Source organism: Maritimimonas sp. 2210JD6-3, assembly GCF_056591795.1.
Map to the genome: position 1 here is coordinate 26,556 of NZ_JBWQOJ010000022.1, position 16,113 is coordinate 42,668.

A 16,113-nucleotide genomic window follows, 5' to 3' on the forward strand; every position below is an offset into this window, starting at 1 on the left:
AGTCTATCTAAACCTATTTCATCAACACGCTTTTATATTTTTCTAAGTCTTTAAGAGCAATACCAGTACCTCTTACAACTGCTCTTAATGGATCTTCTGCAACATACACAGGTAGATCTGTTTTTCTAGATAAACGTTTGTCTAGGCCACGTAACATTGATCCGCCACCTGCTAGATAAATTCCTGTGTTGTAAATATCTGCAGCTAATTCTGGAGGTGTTTGCGAGAGCGTTTCCATTACAGCGTCTTCAATACGTAAAATAGATTTATCTAATGCTTTTGATATTTCTCTGTACGATATTTTTATTTGCTTTGGTTTACCACTTAAAAGATCTCTACCTTGCACCAAAATATCTTCTGGTGGATTTTCGATATCTTCTGTTGCTGCACCAACATCTATTTTGATTTTTTCAGCAGTGGTTTCACCAACATATAAATTGTGCTGTGTACGCATATAATACGCAATATCGTTGGTAAATACATCACCAGCAACTTTTATAGATTTATCACATACAATTCCACCTAAGGCGATAACTGCAATTTCTGTAGTACCACCTCCTATGTCAATAATCATGTTTCCTTTAGGTTGCATAATATCAATACCAATACCAATTGAAGCAGCCATAGGCTCATGAATTAAATAGATTTCCTTAGCATTCATGTGCTCAGCAGAATCACGTACAGCACGTTTTTCAACTTCGGTAATACCAGAAGGTATGCATATCACCATTCTTAGAGAAGGTGATAGAAAGAACTTCTTTTTAATAGAAGGAATTTGCTTAATAAACTCACGAATCATCTGTTCAGAAGCTTCGAAATCTGCAATTACACCATCCTTAAGAGGTCTTATGGTCTTAATATTTTCATGCGTCTTACCTTGCATGAGGTTGGCTTTCTGACCGATAGCTATAATCTTATTGGTAGTTCTATCTTTTGCAACAATTGAAGGACTGTCAATCACAACTTTACCATTGTGTATGATAAGTGTATTAGCAGTGCCGAGATCAATAGCTACATCTTCGGTCATGAAATCGAAAAATCCCATAGAGTTATTTAATTTGGATTAGGTAAATTTTTGCGAATTGCCAAATTTAATAAAATAAACTTAATATGTTAGTGTTTAAAATGACGAGTTCCTGTAAATACCATCGCCATTCCATTTTCATTACAATAATCGATTGATAATTGGTCTTTTATTGATCCTCCTGGTTGTATCACGGCTTTAATTCCCGACATATTAGCAATTTCTACACAATCTGGAAAAGGAAAAAAAGCATCACTTGCCATGACGGCTCCGTTTAAATCAAAATTAAATGCTCCTGCCTTTACAATTGCTTGATTTAAAGCATCAACTCTAGAGGTTTGTCCAGTACCGCTAGCGCATAGTTGTTTGTTCTTGGCAAGCACAATGGTATTTGATTTTGTATGCTTGCATATTTTAGATGCAAATAGTAAATCGTCTATCTCTCTTTCATTCGGAGCTTTTTCTGTAGCATTTTTTAAATCACTCTTTTGATCTGTCTTATTATCGCGATCTTGAACTAAAGCACCATTTAAACAACTTCGCGTAATAGTTTTTGGTAATTCTATATCGTTAAGTATTAATAAAATTCTATTCTTCTTCCCTTTTAAGATAGTTAAAGCATCTTCATCAAAAGAGGGCGCAATGATCACTTCACAAAATAGCTTATGAATTTCTTCTGCAGTAACTTTATCTATATTGGTGTTTGCTATTAAAACACCTCCAAATGCAGAGACAGGATCGCCGGCTAATGCATCTTCGTACGCTTGAAGTATAGTTTCTCTTTGCGCTAAACCGCAGGCATTGTTATGCTTTAAAATAGCAAATGTGGGTGCTTCTCCTTTAAATTCGTTCATTAAATTTACCGCAGCATCTACATCTAATATATTATTGTAACTTAGCTCTTTACCGTTCAATTTGGTAAACATTTCATCGAAATTACCAAAGAAAAATCCTCTTTGGTGCGGATTCTCCCCATAGCGTAAAATGTGTCCGTTAGTTTCACTGATTTTAAGAGAAGCTATATTATGATTAGCATTAAAATAATTAAAGATAGCAGTATCATAATGTGAAGAAATATTAAATGCTTTCGCAGCAAAATCTTTACGTTGCGCTAATGTCGTTTTTCCGTCATTATTATCTAGAATATCTAAGAACTCTTCATATTGTTCTATAGAAGAAACACAGATTACATCTTTAAAATTTTTTGCGGCAGCTCTTATTAAAGAAATACCACCAATATCTATCTTTTCAATAATATCTTGTTCAGATGCTCCTGAGGCTACTGTTTTTTCAAAAGGATACAAATCAACAATTACAATATCCATTTCTGGAATTTCATATTCGGCTATTTGTGCCACATCACCATCGTTTTCACGTCGCGATAAAATCCCACCGAATACTTTTGGATGCAACGTTTTTACGCGTCCGCCAAGAATAGAAGGGTATGAGGTTAAATCTTCAACGCGATGCACTTGTATTCCTAATTCATTGATGAATTTTTCGGTACCGCCAGTTGAATAAATAGTTATACCTAATTCATTTAGTTTTTTAGCAATTGGAGCTAAACCATCTTTGTGATAAACGGATAGTAAAGCAGATGTCGCTTTTTTTATAGTACTCATTAATATTGTTGTGTTGATGTTTCTCGCAAAGCTACTAAACGGCGAAGCTTTCACAACGAAAAAATGCAGATAATTAATAACAGATTGTTAACAGTAATCAACTAGTCGTCTGTGGTAGTTTATTTGCCCTAAATGGTAATTAAAATGTGCATATAAATGGAGTAGAAATTTCTCTATACTTATATCTTCATTTCGAAGTTCTTTAGGATATTTTTTTCGTAAGTCTTCAAGAGATAACTTAATAAATATCGAATCAATTACTATTTTTAAATCATCAATTTGTTGTAAAATTGTTTCTCTTGAAATATTCTTATTATTAAATTCACCTTCACGATCTCTAACATAATCTGTGTTTCCTAATCCATATCCTATGAAATGATTTAGGTTTCCGATAAGATGTATCGTAAGATTACCACCAGAGTTTAAAACTTCACCTTTAGTTTTCCAAAATGATTCATCACTTTTATAAGCAATCACCTCATTTTTAAGGTGTTCTAAATCTCTAGCAAAAAGATGTGTAAGTGAATCTATCATGCAGGCTGATTATAAATAGAGGTTATATCTAAGTTAGCCACTTCTTGACAAATAAATTCTAATAACTCAGTATCTTTTTCTGTAAATGGGTTTATAGTATGCGAATCAATATCTATTTGACCAACATTTTCACCATTTACAAAAATTGGAATTACTACTTCGCTTTTTACTTTAAAACCACAAGAAATATAATTATCTTGTTCTGATACATCTTGAACAATAAAATTCTCATTGCTTATCGCCACTTGACCACAAATACCTTTACCAAAGGGTATAATAGTATGCTCAGTAGGTTCTCCTGCAAATTGTGCTAATTTTAATTCTTTTTTGTTGCCATTTTTAAAATAAAAACCAACCCAATCATAATGAGCTATTGTATCTTGTAAGTGATTACAAATATCTTGTAATTTTAGATCAACAGTTATATTGTTATCTAATATGTTAATAATTTCTTTTTTAAGAATAGTTATCTGCATATGCAATGTGTAAATTTGAACAACTCAACTTTTTTGGTCGTACAAATTTAAAATACTTTCAGTTGAAGAGACGCAAAACAATTGTAAATTTTTTAGCAAAATTCTTTATTAGTTATTTCTTACTAGTACTACTTTATAATTTTTACTTAGATAGAACACAGCAAAAGGGCGATGCTTTTTCATGTGCACCTATTACAAAGACAGTTGCTTATCACACTCAAAAATTAGCTAATTTTTTCGGATATAATGCAACCGTATATCAACATGAAAGTGAACTTTCTATGAAGTTCTTTTTAGGAGATCATTATTCGTTTAGACTTATTGAAGGTTGTAATTCAGTAAGTGTCATTATTTTATTTATTGCTTTTATCATTGCTTTCTCAGGAAGTATATCTGCTACCATTATATATGCATTTGTTGGTAGTTTGATTATTTATTTTATGAATTTGGTTCGCTTAGTTGTGATTTCTGTATTAACAAAGAGCCATCCAGAGTATGATTATTTTTTGCATGATCTCTTATTTCCAACAATAATTTATGGAACAGTACTGATACTATGGATAATTTGGGTCAATAAATTTTCGTACTTAAAAAAGAAAAAGGATGAAAAAAAGAGTTAGAATCCCGCTTATTTTTATTCTTATAATTTTATTAATTGCTGTAAGAGCTTTTAGCACAAAATTATTTTATGATCCTTTTATTCTATATTTCGAGAATGACTACCTCAGATTACCAATACCAGAGTATGATACATTTAAGTTATTTATAAATACTTTTTTAAGATACGTTATTAATATGATTATATCTCTAGGTATTATCTATTTAGCTTTTCAAAAAAGAACACTCGTTATTTTTTCTATGAAGTTTTACTTAGCAGGTTTTTTTGTGCTGATCATCTTGTATTACCTATTGCTAAAAACAGGATTTAATAACGGATATTTATTAGGTTTCTATGTACGTAGATTTCTTATTCATCCTATTTTTTTACTGATATTATTACCAGCATTTTATTATCAAAGAAAATTAATAAGATCTTCTTTAAAATCGTAATTTTAGACCATCTATTTCGACTAATTGTGAGGTTATAAAGATGTGTGTATGAATAAACAAGATGATGTTTTTATTCCTGAAAGTAAACACCCAAGAATAGTGATAATTGGTGCAGGCTTTGCAGGTATCTATTTAGCAAAAGCATTAAAGAATAAACCTTTTCAAGTTGTTTTGTTAGATAAAAATAACTTTCATCAATTTCAACCTTTATTTTACCAAGTAGCTACCAGTGGTTTAGAGCCAGATGCTATTGTTTTCCCAGTGCGAAAGATCTTTAGAGGTTATAAAAATTTTGTTTTTAGAATGGCTGATGTTTTGCAAATTGATGCAACTCAAAATATTGTTAAAACAGATATAGGTGAAATATCTTTTAATCATTTGGTGTTAGCAACGGGTAGTACTAATAATTTTTACGGAATGAAAGATGTTGAGGCTCATAGTATAGGTTTAAAATCGATTCGCGAGTCATTAGATATTCGCAGTAATATTTTACAGAATATAGAAAAGGCAGTAGAGGCTACAGATAACGAAACCAGAAAAAAAAATACTACCGTTGTTATAGTAGGAGCTGGTCCTGCAGGTGTAGAAATGGCAGGGGCAATTGCTGAGTTTAAGAAATATATCTACGATAAAGACTATCCCGAATTAACCAATTTTCCTATTGATATTCATATAGTCGAGGCTGGTTCAAAAGTATTATCTGCCATGACTGAGAAGTCATCAAGAGATACACTCAAAGATTTAGAGAGATTAGGCATACAGGTGCATTTAAATACTGCGGTAAAATCATATGACGGCAATACAGTTGAATTATCGAATGGGACTCATCTTTTATCAACCTCATTGATTTGGACAGCAGGTGTACGTGGACAGTTTCCTGAAGGAATAAATAAAGATTTAATTGTAAGAGGAAATAGAATAGAGGTAGATGGTTTTAACCGAATTACTGGACAAGAAAATATTTTTGCTATTGGTGACGTGGCATTTATGAAAACAGAAGCGTATCCTAATGGGCATCCTATGGTTGCGCCCACAGCGATTCAGCAAGGTGAACATTTGGCAAAGAACTTATTGAATGATAAAAAAGAATGGAAACCTTTTACATATTTTGATAAAGGTTCTTTAGCAACTATCGGTAAGAAAAGAGCAGTAGCTGATTTAGGTACATTACACTTTCGTGGATTTTTTGCTTGGCTCATTTGGTCAACAGTGCATTTGATGTCTATTAGTGGTTTTAAAAATAAGCTTCGAGTAGGATTAAACTGGATGGGAAGTTATTTTTCTTATGATAAAGGAAACCGATTAATCATTCGTAGGTATAAACCAAAAAAATAGAGCATGACCCATATATATAATGTTAAAGGGATGACTTGCGGAGGTTGTAAAGCTTCTGTAGAAGAAAAATTAAGTCAAATTGGTGGTGTAGAAACGGTTAAAGTAAATTTAGAAAAAGCTGAGGCAATTATTACAATGTCAAAACCTATATCAACTTTAGAATTACAGAATAATTTACCAACTAAATATACAATTTCTGAGAGTCAGCATGAAAATAGACAGTTGGTAAAAGAAGTTGGAACTAAAAGTGATATACAACAATTATTTCCCTTATTTCTAATTTTTGGATACTTGATAGTAGCATCAACCTTATTAAATTATCAGCGACCAGAATTTTTATCAGGTTTTATGCTCGATTTTATGGGGTTGTTTTATGTAGTATTTAGTTTTTTTAAGTTTTTAGATTTGAAAGGATTTCCCGATTCATTTAAAATGTATGATCCTTTAGCAAAAGTGTTTCCTATTTATGGCTGGATATATCCTTTTATAGAATTAATATTAGGACTGCTTTTTTTAACAAGAACTCAAATTACTTTGGCTTTAGTCATAACGATTATTATTTTAGGTAGTACCACTATAGGTGTTATAAGAGTTCTTTTAAATAAAAAAAGTATTCAATGTGCTTGTTTAGGTACGGCATTAAAATTACCAATGACCAAAGCAACTTTTATTGAAAATTCTGTGATGTTGCTAATGGCTTTAATAATGTTATTGAAGAATTAACTCATTTCTTTTAAGGCCTTTCTAAATTCTTTCCAATCTACTTTTTTATCATTAGAAAAATCATAGCCATTAACAAGTTTCGAAGCAACGATGCCTCGTAAAAATCCGCTCACTTCAGCTTGTTTTAAAAGTTTTACTATTTCTTTTTTAGATAGACCACCATCACTGTTTTTATCAAAAAAACTAAAGGCATCTTCAGGGGTGTCAAAGTGATTTGTTAATACGATACGAATCTTGCTTACTATTTCTTTTTTTGTACTCATAAAATGATTGTTTATATAAAGTTACAATAATATTTTTAACTTTTTGTTTGTATGATAGCCAAAAATATTTCATTATTTTTGCACTGTGAAAAAAGTCTTTCATAATATAGTATCAGTTATACTAGCACTTTTAGTTTTGTGCTCTACATTGTCTTTTGCTGTAGAGAAGCATTTCTGTATGGGAGAAGTTATAGATGTGTCATTCTTTGCAAAAGCTAAAGATTGTGAAATGCCTGTGCCAAGTAGTACAGATTCAGAATCTATAAAAAAGACTTCTTGCTGTTCTAATGTGGTTAAACTTATAGAAAGTAATAATACTACCTTAAAGCTTGATAAGATAGCATCAACAGATACAATAGATTTTGCGGCTGTTTTTTACCTATCCTATTATAATTTATTTATCGATAATCCGATAAAAAGAGTTTATAATACCAAGTACTCGCCACCATTCATTGCTAAAGATTTTAACCTACTTCACGAAACTTTTTTGATCTGATTTTTAATTTTTTATAGTAGTTCATTCCAATTTTGTTGGAATAATTTTTACAATAATTATAAATTAAAATTAGATGAAAATCATAGTTAAATTAGTTGTTTTTTTACTACCAGTCTTAGCCATTAGTCAAGATGTTCTAAAGGGGATGGCTATGGTCAAAAATGATCAAGGTAAAATAGAAGGACTAGCAGGAGCTAGTATATATTGGCAAAACACAAATATAGGTACTACAACCAACGAAAAAGGATGGTTTACCATAGCATATAAACCAGAGTATAAAAAATTAGTATTCAGTTTTGTTGGTTATAAAACTGTAGTTGTTGATGTACTAGAGCAAAAAGAAATACATCAGATTTTAGAATCTGAAAATGAACTAGAAGAGGTTGAAGTAAATGCAGAAAAAAGGAGTACAGCTGTATCTTATTTACAACCAGCAAATGTTCAAACTATTAATGAAGGAGAGTTGTTGAAAGCCGCATGTTGTAATTTATCAGAAAGTTTTGAAACAAACCCTTCTATAGATGTAAATTTTTCTGATGCATTAACTGGAACAAAACAAATTAAAATGTTAGGTCTTACGAGTCCTTATATCTTAATTACGCAAGAGAACATACCGAGTGTTCGCGGAGCTTCTCAAACTTTTGGACTCACCTATACACCTGGAACGTGGGTAGAGAGTATACAGATTACGAAAGGAGCTGGATCTGTAGTGAATGGTTTTGAAAGCATTGCAGGGCAAATTAATACAGAATTAAAGAAGCCCTTAACAGATGAACGTGTATTTATAAATGCCTATGCATCTCTCAACGGGAGATTAGAGCTCAATACGCAGTTCAAACAGAAGATTTCTGATAAATGGAATACGAGCCTATTTATACATGGTAATCAACGTATGGCAGAGGTTGATAATAATAATGATAGTTTTCTTGATATTCCGTTAGCCAAGCAAATAAATGTGATGAATCGTTGGCAATATACGAATGCCAAAAAAGGATTGGTTAGTTTTATCAACTTCAGGTATTTAAAAGATGATAAGCAAACGGGTGATAAAGATTATGATCCAGATACACAACGATTAACAACAACGTTATACGGTTCAGAAATTGATACAGAACGTTTTGATGTAGCCGCTAAATTAGGATATGTGTTTCCAGACACTCCTTACAATAGTTTAGGTTTTCAAGTTTCGTATAGTGATCATGATCAGCAATCATATTTTGGAATCAACGAGTACAACATAACTCATAGAAGTTTGTATTCAAACGCTATTTTTAATTCTATTTTAGGAAGCACCTTACACAAGTTTAAAGCAGGGTTTAGCTTTACATACGATGCGTACGACGAATTTGTCAATGTGCAAAGTAATTCGAATATTTTTGCAAGAACCGAAAATGATTTTGGAGCGTTTTTTGAGTATTCATATGATAACTTAGATGATGTGAGTATCGTTGCAGGGGCAAGAATAGATGTTCATAATTTATTAGGAACATTTTTTACACCACGATTACACGTGCGGTATGCACCTTGGGAGAAAGGAGTGTTAAGAGCTTCAGTTGGTAGAGGAAAAAGAAGTGCTAATATATTTGCAGAAAATCAGCAATTACTTGGAACTTCTCGTACAATGAATATTTTAAACACAGATGGAGAAATTTATGGATTAGCACCTGAAATAGCATGGAATTATGGCGTTAGCTTTTTACAAGGATTTAATCTTTTTGGTAAAAAAGCTGACATAACGTTAGACTACTATAGTACTATCTTTGACAATCAGGTAGTGGTAGATATAGATCAGAGCCCACAGCAAGTACTATTTTATAACCTTGAGGGAGATTCTTATGCAAATAGCTTTCAAGCCCAACTAAATTATCAAATTGCGAATAGAACCGAGTTAAGATTTGCGTATAAATATTATGATGTGAAAACCGATTATTTAAAAGGAACGTTACAAAAGCCATTAATACCAGAGCATCGTTTTTTTGCGAATATATCGTATGAAACACTTAAAAAAACAAATGGCGCACAATGGAGGTTTGACTATACATTTAATTGGCTAAGTGAACAACGATTACCGTTTACACAAACAAATCCTGAGCAATATCAATTAGCAGAATTTTCGCCAAGTTATGGTTTGATGAATGCTCAAATAGCCAAAGTATTTTCAAATAAGTTTGAAATTTATGCAGGTGTAGAAAATTTAACAGGATATACGCAAGAAAATCCTATTTTAGCAAGCAATGCACCATTTGGTCCATATTTTGATACTAGTATAGTCTATGCGCCCATTTTAAAAAGTATGTATTATGCAGGTTTACGATTTACGGTAAAATAATGTAATCGATAATAATATAAATCGACAGAATTAACAATATGAGAACAATTTTAATAATAATGATTGCAATGATGTCTTTTTCGCTTACTGCGGAAGCGCAATCTAAAACATCAAAAGTAAGATTTGAAGTAGATGGTGTTTGCCAAATGTGTAAAGACCGAATTGAAAAAACAGTTTTATTAACAAAAGGTGTAAAGTTTGCTTCTTGGAATGTAGATACGAAAGAGTTATATTGCATCTTTAATAACAAGAAAACCTCTGAGTTAGCTATTAAGAAAAAAATAGCAGCAGCAGGTCATGATACGAAAGAGTTTAAGGCTACAGACGAAGCCTATAATAAGCTTGATGACTGTTGCAGATACAGAGAATTAGAAAAACATTAATTACCTATTAAAATTTAACACCAATGAGAAAATTAGTTTTGTTATTAGCGTTTGTTAGTATAACGGCGTTTACATTTACATCTTGTAAGAAAGAAAAGAAAGAAGAAGTAAAAACCGAAGTTGAAGTAAAAGATGAAGTAAAGCAAGAGGCGAAAGAAGTACTTGCTTCAAATGATGTTTTATATCAATGCCCGATGGATTGTGAAAAGGGTAAAAGCTACACAGAAGCGGGTAAATGTCCGAAATGTAAAATGGATCTTAAAGAAAAGAAAGTAGATGTAGAGGGTGAGCATAAAGAAGGAGATGGTCATGATCATTAAGAAGTCACTGTTAATTAAAAAATAGATATATTTATTAGAAATTTTAAAGTTGAAGAAAATAAAAACGCCGCGAAAAAGCGGCGTTTTTTTGTCGAAGCTTTCGACTTACTTACATCATTCCTGGCATACCACCACCCATTGGAGGCATAGCACCCGCTGGTGAATCTTCTTTAATATCTACTAAAGCACATTCGGTAGTTAAGATCATACCTGCAACAGAAGCTGCATTTTCTAAAGCGATGCGTGTTACCTTTGTTGGGTCAATGATACCTTCTTTAAGCATGTTTACATACTCATCTGTTTTGGCGTTGAAACCAAAATCTTTTTTACCATCGATTACTTTGGCTACAACTACTGATCCTTCACCACCAGCATTTTCAACAATAGTTCTTAAAGGCGATTCAATTGCTTTTTCAACAATACTTACACCAGTAGCTTCGTCGGCATTATCAGCTTTTATTTTAGCTAAGGTATCTTTTGCTCTTACTAAAGCAACACCACCACCAGCTACAATACCTTCTTCTACAGCAGCACGCGTTGCATGTAAGGCATCATCTACACGATCTTTCTTTTCTTTCATTTCTACCTCTGATGCAGCGCCAACGTATAATACTGCAACTCCTCCAGCAAGCTTCGCTAAACGCTCTTGCAATTTTTCTCTGTCATAGTCTGAAGTAGTAGTTTCGATTTGAGACTTGATTTGATTTACTCTTCCAGTGATATCAGCTTTTTTACCATTACCATTTACAACAGTGGTATTGTCTTTGTCAATAGTTACACGCTCAGCAGTACCTAACATATCGATTGTAGCGTTCTCTAAGGTAAAACCTCTTTCTTCAGCGATTACTGTACCTCCAGTAAGAATTGCAATATCTTCTAACATAGCCTTGCGTCTATCGCCAAAACCAGGAGCTTTTACAGCAGCGATTTTTAAGGCACCACGTAATTTATTTACTACTAAAGTAGCTAATGCTTCACCTTCTACATCTTCAGCAATAATTAAGAGCGGTTTGCCAGTTTGAGCTACTGGTTCAAGAACAGGTAAAAGATCTTTCATAGATGAGATCTTTTTGTCATATAATAAAATATATGGGCTCTCAAGATCTGTAATCATTTTTTCAGAATCTGTTACAAAGTATGGAGATAAATAACCTCTATCAAATTGCATACCTTCAACGATATCAACGTAAGTATCGGTACCCTTAGCTTCTTCTACAGTAATTACACCTTCTTTACCTACTTTTTCAAATGCTTCAGCAATTAAATCACCTACACTACCGTCGTTATTTGCAGAAATAGAAGCTACTTGCTTTATCTTATCTATTTTATTACCAACAACTTGTGATTGTTTTGCTAAATCAGCAACAATCGCTTCTACAGCTTTATCAATACCACGTTTCAAATCCATTGGATTTGCGCCTGCAGCCACATTTTTTAAACCTTCTTTTACAATAGCTTGCGCTAATACCGTTGCAGTAGTAGTACCATCACCAGCAAGGTCATTAGTTTTAGAAGCTACTTCTTTTACCATTTGTGCCCCCATGTTTTCTAATGGGTCTTCTAGCTCTATTTCTTTAGCAACTGAGACACCATCTTTAGTAATGGCTGGTCCTCCAAAAGCTTTACCAATTACTACGTTACGACCTTTCGGGCCTAAAGTTACTTTTACTGCATTTGCTAATGCATCAACACCACGTTTCAATCCGTCACGTGCCTCTATATCAAATTTTATATCTTTTGCCATAATAATTATGCTTTATGCTTTAAGCCATAGGCTTTTAGCGTTGTATTAATTTTTGTTTTAAAGTGTAAATTTTCTTTTTAATTGTGTTGATAGAATCATTTAATTTTTCGAATTTCTTTTGGTTTATATAGTCTAAATCTTTTGAAACTAGAATTAAATATTCAACCTCTGATGCTGAGCCTAATGCTATAGTAAGAAATCTATTAAATTCTGAATCACTATCTCTTCCACACCTTTCAGCAATATTCGTTGGAATTGATAATGAAGCTCTACGAAGTTGACTAGTTAAAGTATATATTTCTTTCTTAGGAAAACCTGCTGTCAAAGCATATATTGCTAAAGTAAACTTATGACTTAACTCCCAAATTTCGTGATTTTTAAAATTTCTCATTTGCAACGGGCTTGTAGCCTACAGCTTACAGCATTAAAGAATTGCGAAAATGTCGCTTTCTCTCATGATTAAATAATCACCACCGTCTAGTTTTAGTTCTGTGCCTGCATACTTACCGTAAAGTACTGTGTCACCTACTTTTACGGTTGTAGGTTCATCTTTAGTACCTTTACCCACAGCGACAACTTTACCCTGTTGAGGTTTCTCTTTTGCAGAATCAGGAATGTAAATACCTGAAGCCGTTTTAGTCTCAGCAGCTAAGGGTTCTATGACCACTCTATCTGCTAATGGTTTGATTTTTATTTTGCTCATTTTTATGAATTTTTTATAAGATTTAATCGAAGATTATTTTACTAAAAGTATGCCATTCGTTAAAAAGTGACATTTTGTAATTAGTCAAAAACAAAAAATGCCAACGTGTCATTTTACGTTGGCATTTTTTGTTTTATGAATTTTAAAACTATTGATTTAAAGAATCATTTTGTACATCATTAACAGTAGGAACTTCATCAGTTACTTGTCTGTCATCTAAGGTTTCCTTAAGTTGTGATTCATTAGTCACAGAATCTGGTCTAGGTATTGCAAAATTTGATAATAAAATAAGCGAAAACAATGCTATTGCCAATGTCCAAGTACTTCTATCTAAGAAGTTTGTTGTATTCTGAACTCCACCACCAAAACTTTGAGAGCCTTGACCACCAAATGAAGATGACAATCCGCCACCTTTAGGATTTTGTACCATTATAATTAAGATAAGCAAAATTGCAACGACTACTATTAATATTAGAAATAATGTGTATGACATAATTATGAATTATTCTTTTGTAAAAACTCTACTGCTTTAATTCGGTCTGCAAAGAAACCACTTTTTTCTGGATATTTCAAACTTAATATTTTAAATGCCTGAATGGCTTTTTTGTACTTTTTTTGCTCTAAATATACCCTAGCTAAAGTTTCGGTCATTAAGCTTTCATTTTCTGAAATACTTTCATATGAAATATCGATAAGCTCTACAGATTTTGAAGGCGCTATTTTAGGTTTTGTTTCTAAAAATTGATCAATAAGTTCAAAACTTCTTGATTCTTCAGCCCTAACCTTTTTTTCCGCTGTTTTTTCAATACCAATTTCTTTCTTTCTTTCTATTGGTTTTAGCGTAGCAAGCTGCAGCCACTCATTGAACGAGTGCTTTTCACTTTTATCAAATTGAAGCGGTTTGCCTATTTCTAACTGTTCTTTAACTAGCGCTTCTGTTGGTGTAATTTTTTCTGGTACTATTACTTCTAAATCAACAATTTCGTTCTCTAATAATGCTTTTGCTTCTTGTGTTTCTTTTTTTTCAGTATTTAGAGCATCTGAAGTAATAAAATCAAATAAAACAGTTCGGTTAGTGGTATAGGCAGCTGCTTTTTTTAAGGCTGCATTGTATTTATAACTATTTTGATTTTTTAATCCTTTTAAATGTAACACATGAGCGGCCTGAAAATAAGGATACGTCTCGATAATATCTTCAACAGATTTTAGTTGCTCGTTGGTAATTGAGCAAGGTTCTTTAAGCAACGCTGTGAAATCTGAAGTCTTCATATTACCATTTGGCTACAGAAGCGTTAAAAATATCTTGGGTGATCCGATCGTAGATTGTATTTAATGCTTCATCTAAGATACTTCCTGTTAATTGAGCATTCGCATCAAAATCAGCAAAGAACGAAAAACTTTTGTCAAAATCATCTTCGGGTACAAGCTTATTGTAGAAACGTACGCGAATGCTCATATTTAATCTGTTTTGAGCGGCAGTTTGCTCAGCCGTAGCACTGATGGGAATAATTCTAAACTCTGTTATTTCGCCTTCTAAATGTAAATCTCCATTTGAAGAAACCAAATCTAAACTTGTTTGTCTATTAAATAAATCTTGTAGCGCTTGTGTAAATTTTTGACTTGCCACAGGTTCAACAAGGGGTGCATTATTTGGGAAAAAATCTATCTGAATTGTTTTTGCATCTCCAGTACTCCCACCAGTGAAAGAATATATACCACATCCTGTTATAGTAGAAAACAGGATAATAAAAGATAGTATGTAGGTAAATTTCTTCATCAAAATATGGTGGTCAACAAATAAACAATTAAACTTAGTTATTTACAAATCGAATTGCTTAATTTTTCTATAAAGTGTGCGTTCTGATATTCCTAATTCTTTAGCAGCAAGCTTACGTTTATTGTTATTTCGCTCTAGAGCTTTTTTAATCATTTCAAATTCTTTCTCTTGCAAAGAAAGACTTTCTTCTACATCTTCAATATGATCATAGATATCTTCTTGAGCACGGTAACCATTATCCTTTTGTGCAGGTATAATTTCTACTAAATTTTGTTCATCTTCTTTTGAACCATATATTTTCTGAATTAATGGTTGATTATCCTCTTTAACCTGAACCGAATTGCCATTTTCCATCAACTCTAGCGTGAGTTTTTTTAGATCATTGATATCATTTTTCATATCAAATAATACCTTGTATAAAATTTCACGTTCGTTTGCAAAATCACTCGTCGAAGTTTTGGCATGAGAGCCTATCAAAGCTGGGAAATTCCCACCATATTCAGGTAGATAATTTTTTAATGTTTCGGCATTAATCGACCTATTTTGTTCAATAACAGAAATTTGTTCAGTAATATTTCGAAGCTGACGTATATTTCCGCGCCAAGCATAATTTAATAATATAGTAATTGCTTCTGCCTCTAAGCGAATGGTTGGCATATTGTATTTTTGAGCAAAATCTGAAGCAAACTTTCTAAATAATAAATGGATATCTTCTTTACGTTTCCTCAACGCAGGAAGATGAATCTCAACGGTACTTAAACGATAATAAAGATCTTCACGAAATTTACCTTTTTGGATGGCATCTATCATATGTATATTAGTAGCAGCCACAATACGTACATTGGTTTTTTGCACTTTGCTTGACCCTACTTTTATAAACTCACCATTTTCTAAAACGCGTAATAAACGCACTTGTGTAGTTAATGGTAATTCTCCTACTTCATCTAAAAAAATAGTTCCGCCATCAGCAACTTCAAAATAACCACTACGGGTTTGTGTAGCTCCGGTAAAAGCACCTTTTTCATGCCCGAAGAGTTCACTATCTATGGTCCCTTCGGGTATGGCTCCACAGTTAACAGCAATATATTTAGCGTGTTTTCTATGTGAAAGCTGATGTATTATTTTAGGAATATTTTCTTTACCTACACCACTTTCACCCGTAACTAATACAGAAATATCGGTAGGAGCAACTCGCACGGCTTTTTCTAAAGCACGGTTGAGAATTGGATCGTTACCAATAATGCCAAATCGTTGTTTTATGGTTTGTAAATTCTCCATATATTCTTTGAGTTAAGACTATTAGAATCAAGATTATGAGATGGTCTTTTCTCTTG

At 32.6% G+C, this 16,113-nt stretch carries 20 protein-coding genes; 8 read left to right on the forward strand and 12 right to left on the reverse strand.

Annotation, left to right across the window (positions count from 1 at the left end):
* Positions 1-13 precede the first annotated feature (13 nt).
* The 4 genes from AC1EUY_RS10270 to AC1EUY_RS10285 form a co-directional block, all read right to left on the reverse strand.
* On the reverse strand, positions 14-1,045 hold the full coding sequence (locus AC1EUY_RS10270; protein WP_480195441.1) for a rod shape-determining protein: 1,032 nt from the start codon (positions 1,043-1,045) through the stop codon (positions 14-16).
* A gap of 68 nt (positions 1,046-1,113) precedes the next feature.
* Positions 1,114-2,646 carry a bifunctional phosphoribosylaminoimidazolecarboxamide formyltransferase/IMP cyclohydrolase gene (gene purH / locus AC1EUY_RS10275; protein WP_480195442.1) on the reverse strand — a complete coding sequence of 511 codons (1,533 nt, stop codon included), beginning with the start codon at positions 2,644-2,646 and terminating at the stop codon, positions 1,114-1,116.
* An 87-nt stretch (positions 2,647-2,733) separates the two neighbouring features.
* Positions 2,734-3,180, reverse strand: a complete 447-nt coding sequence (locus AC1EUY_RS10280; protein ID WP_480195443.1) for a DUF1572 family protein — start codon at positions 3,178-3,180, stop codon at positions 2,734-2,736.
* Positions 3,177-3,656 carry a GAF domain-containing protein gene (locus tag AC1EUY_RS10285; protein ID WP_480195444.1) on the reverse strand — a complete coding sequence of 160 codons (480 nt, stop codon included), beginning with the start codon at positions 3,654-3,656 and terminating at the stop codon, positions 3,177-3,179. Before AC1EUY_RS10285 ends, AC1EUY_RS10280 begins: the two co-directional genes overlap by 4 nt.
* Positions 3,657-3,718: 62 nt before the next feature.
* On the opposite strand from AC1EUY_RS10285, the gene xrtF reads away from it, so the two are divergent.
* The 4 genes from xrtF to AC1EUY_RS10305 are packed head-to-tail and all read left to right on the forward strand — an operon-like array spanning position 3,719 to position 6,764.
* A complete protein-coding gene (gene xrtF, locus AC1EUY_RS10290; protein WP_480195445.1) occupies positions 3,719-4,276 on the forward strand; it encodes an exosortase family protein XrtF in 558 nt (185 codons plus the stop codon).
* Complete coding sequence (locus AC1EUY_RS10295; protein WP_480195446.1) at positions 4,260-4,706, forward strand: exosortase F system-associated membrane protein; 447 nt, start codon at positions 4,260-4,262, stop codon at positions 4,704-4,706. Before xrtF ends, AC1EUY_RS10295 begins: the two co-directional genes overlap by 17 nt.
* 48 nt (positions 4,707-4,754) lie before the next feature.
* Positions 4,755-6,041 carry an NAD(P)/FAD-dependent oxidoreductase gene (locus AC1EUY_RS10300; RefSeq protein WP_480195447.1) on the forward strand — a complete coding sequence of 429 codons (1,287 nt, stop codon included), beginning with the start codon at positions 4,755-4,757 and terminating at the stop codon, positions 6,039-6,041.
* A gap of 3 nt (positions 6,042-6,044) precedes the next feature.
* Positions 6,045-6,764 (forward strand): heavy-metal-associated domain-containing protein, encoded by a 720-nt coding sequence (locus tag AC1EUY_RS10305; RefSeq protein WP_480195448.1) that lies wholly within the window; start codon positions 6,045-6,047, stop codon positions 6,762-6,764.
* On the opposite strand, the gene AC1EUY_RS10310 is transcribed toward AC1EUY_RS10305, so the two are convergent.
* A complete protein-coding gene (locus AC1EUY_RS10310; protein ID WP_480195449.1) occupies positions 6,761-7,027 on the reverse strand; it encodes an EF-hand domain-containing protein in 267 nt (88 codons plus the stop codon). The two genes, AC1EUY_RS10305 and AC1EUY_RS10310, sit on opposite strands and share 4 nt — an antisense overlap.
* Positions 7,028-7,112: 85 nt before the next feature.
* Between AC1EUY_RS10310 and AC1EUY_RS10315 the strand changes: the two genes are divergently transcribed.
* From AC1EUY_RS10315 to AC1EUY_RS10330, 4 genes are all read left to right on the forward strand, one after another.
* Positions 7,113-7,523, forward strand: a complete 411-nt coding sequence (locus tag AC1EUY_RS10315) for an HYC_CC_PP family protein (protein WP_480195450.1) — start codon at positions 7,113-7,115, stop codon at positions 7,521-7,523.
* A 73-nt stretch (positions 7,524-7,596) separates the two neighbouring features.
* Positions 7,597-9,852: a TonB-dependent receptor gene (locus AC1EUY_RS10320; RefSeq protein ID WP_480195451.1), complete on the forward strand. Its 2,256-nt coding sequence runs from the start codon at positions 7,597-7,599 to the stop codon at positions 9,850-9,852.
* 38 nt (positions 9,853-9,890) lie between these two features.
* Entirely contained in the window at positions 9,891-10,235 is a 345-nt protein-coding gene (locus AC1EUY_RS10325) for a heavy-metal-associated domain-containing protein (RefSeq protein WP_480195452.1), read from the forward strand.
* Positions 10,236-10,258: 23 nt separating this feature from the next.
* Positions 10,259-10,555: a heavy metal-binding domain-containing protein gene (locus AC1EUY_RS10330; RefSeq protein ID WP_480195453.1), complete on the forward strand. Its 297-nt coding sequence runs from the start codon at positions 10,259-10,261 to the stop codon at positions 10,553-10,555.
* Positions 10,556-10,664: 109 nt separating this feature from the next.
* On the opposite strand, the gene groL is transcribed toward AC1EUY_RS10330, so the two are convergent.
* From groL to AC1EUY_RS10365, 7 genes are all read right to left on the reverse strand, one after another.
* Positions 10,665-12,299, reverse strand: a complete 1,635-nt coding sequence (gene groL / locus AC1EUY_RS10335) for a chaperonin GroEL (RefSeq protein ID WP_480195454.1) — start codon at positions 12,297-12,299, stop codon at positions 10,665-10,667.
* A gap of 34 nt (positions 12,300-12,333) precedes the next feature.
* The gene (locus AC1EUY_RS10340) at positions 12,334-12,690 is read right to left on the reverse strand and encodes a four helix bundle protein (protein ID WP_480195455.1); all 357 of its coding nucleotides are present in this window, start codon (positions 12,688-12,690) and stop codon (positions 12,334-12,336) included.
* Between the two features lie 33 nt (positions 12,691-12,723).
* Entirely contained in the window at positions 12,724-13,002 is a 279-nt protein-coding gene (locus AC1EUY_RS10345) for a co-chaperone GroES (protein WP_480195456.1), read from the reverse strand.
* Between the two features lie 148 nt (positions 13,003-13,150).
* Positions 13,151-13,495 (reverse strand): preprotein translocase subunit SecG, encoded by a 345-nt coding sequence (secG, locus tag AC1EUY_RS10350; RefSeq protein WP_480195457.1) that lies wholly within the window; start codon positions 13,493-13,495, stop codon positions 13,151-13,153.
* Between the two features lie 2 nt (positions 13,496-13,497).
* A complete protein-coding gene (locus tag AC1EUY_RS10355; RefSeq protein WP_480195458.1) occupies positions 13,498-14,271 on the reverse strand; it encodes a tetratricopeptide repeat protein in 774 nt (257 codons plus the stop codon).
* A 1-nt stretch (position 14,272) separates the two neighbouring features.
* Entirely contained in the window at positions 14,273-14,779 is a 507-nt protein-coding gene (locus AC1EUY_RS10360) for an LptE family protein (protein ID WP_480195459.1), read from the reverse strand.
* Positions 14,780-14,821: 42 nt separating this feature from the next.
* Positions 14,822-16,057 (reverse strand): sigma-54 interaction domain-containing protein, encoded by a 1,236-nt coding sequence (locus tag AC1EUY_RS10365; protein WP_480195460.1) that lies wholly within the window; start codon positions 16,055-16,057, stop codon positions 14,822-14,824.
* Positions 16,058-16,113: the final 56 nt, after the last annotated feature.

Coding starts and splice junctions, on each gene's coding strand:
- AC1EUY_RS10300 (WP_480195447.1), top strand. CDS start 4,755: ATGAATAAACAAGATGATGTTTTTATTCCTGAAAGTAAACACCCAAGA.
- AC1EUY_RS10320 (WP_480195451.1), top strand. CDS start 7,597: ATGAAAATCATAGTTAAATTAGTTGTTTTTTTACTACCAGTCTTAGCC.
- AC1EUY_RS10310 (WP_480195449.1), bottom strand. CDS start 7,027: ATGAGTACAAAAAAAGAAATAGTAAGCAAGATTCGTATCGTATTAACA.
- purH (WP_480195442.1), bottom strand. CDS start 2,646: ATGAGTACTATAAAAAAAGCGACATCTGCTTTACTATCCGTTTATCAC.
- AC1EUY_RS10280 (WP_480195443.1), bottom strand. CDS start 3,180: ATGATAGATTCACTTACACATCTTTTTGCTAGAGATTTAGAACACCTT.
- AC1EUY_RS10360 (WP_480195459.1), bottom strand. CDS start 14,779: ATGAAGAAATTTACCTACATACTATCTTTTATTATCCTGTTTTCTACT.
- AC1EUY_RS10340 (WP_480195455.1), bottom strand. CDS start 12,690: ATGAGAAATTTTAAAAATCACGAAATTTGGGAGTTAAGTCATAAGTTT.
- AC1EUY_RS10305 (WP_480195448.1), top strand. CDS start 6,045: ATGACCCATATATATAATGTTAAAGGGATGACTTGCGGAGGTTGTAAA.
- groL (WP_480195454.1), bottom strand. CDS start 12,299: ATGGCAAAAGATATAAAATTTGATATAGAGGCACGTGACGGATTGAAA.
- AC1EUY_RS10270 (WP_480195441.1), bottom strand. CDS start 1,045: ATGGGATTTTTCGATTTCATGACCGAAGATGTAGCTATTGATCTCGGC.
- AC1EUY_RS10330 (WP_480195453.1), top strand. CDS start 10,259: ATGAGAAAATTAGTTTTGTTATTAGCGTTTGTTAGTATAACGGCGTTT.
- AC1EUY_RS10355 (WP_480195458.1), bottom strand. CDS start 14,271: ATGAAGACTTCAGATTTCACAGCGTTGCTTAAAGAACCTTGCTCAATT.
- AC1EUY_RS10285 (WP_480195444.1), bottom strand. CDS start 3,656: ATGCAGATAACTATTCTTAAAAAAGAAATTATTAACATATTAGATAAC.
- secG (WP_480195457.1), bottom strand. CDS start 13,495: ATGTCATACACATTATTTCTAATATTAATAGTAGTCGTTGCAATTTTG.
- AC1EUY_RS10365 (WP_480195460.1), bottom strand. CDS start 16,057: ATGGAGAATTTACAAACCATAAAACAACGATTTGGCATTATTGGTAAC.
- AC1EUY_RS10345 (WP_480195456.1), bottom strand. CDS start 13,002: ATGAGCAAAATAAAAATCAAACCATTAGCAGATAGAGTGGTCATAGAA.
- AC1EUY_RS10325 (WP_480195452.1), top strand. CDS start 9,891: ATGAGAACAATTTTAATAATAATGATTGCAATGATGTCTTTTTCGCTT.
- AC1EUY_RS10295 (WP_480195446.1), top strand. CDS start 4,260: ATGAAAAAAAGAGTTAGAATCCCGCTTATTTTTATTCTTATAATTTTA.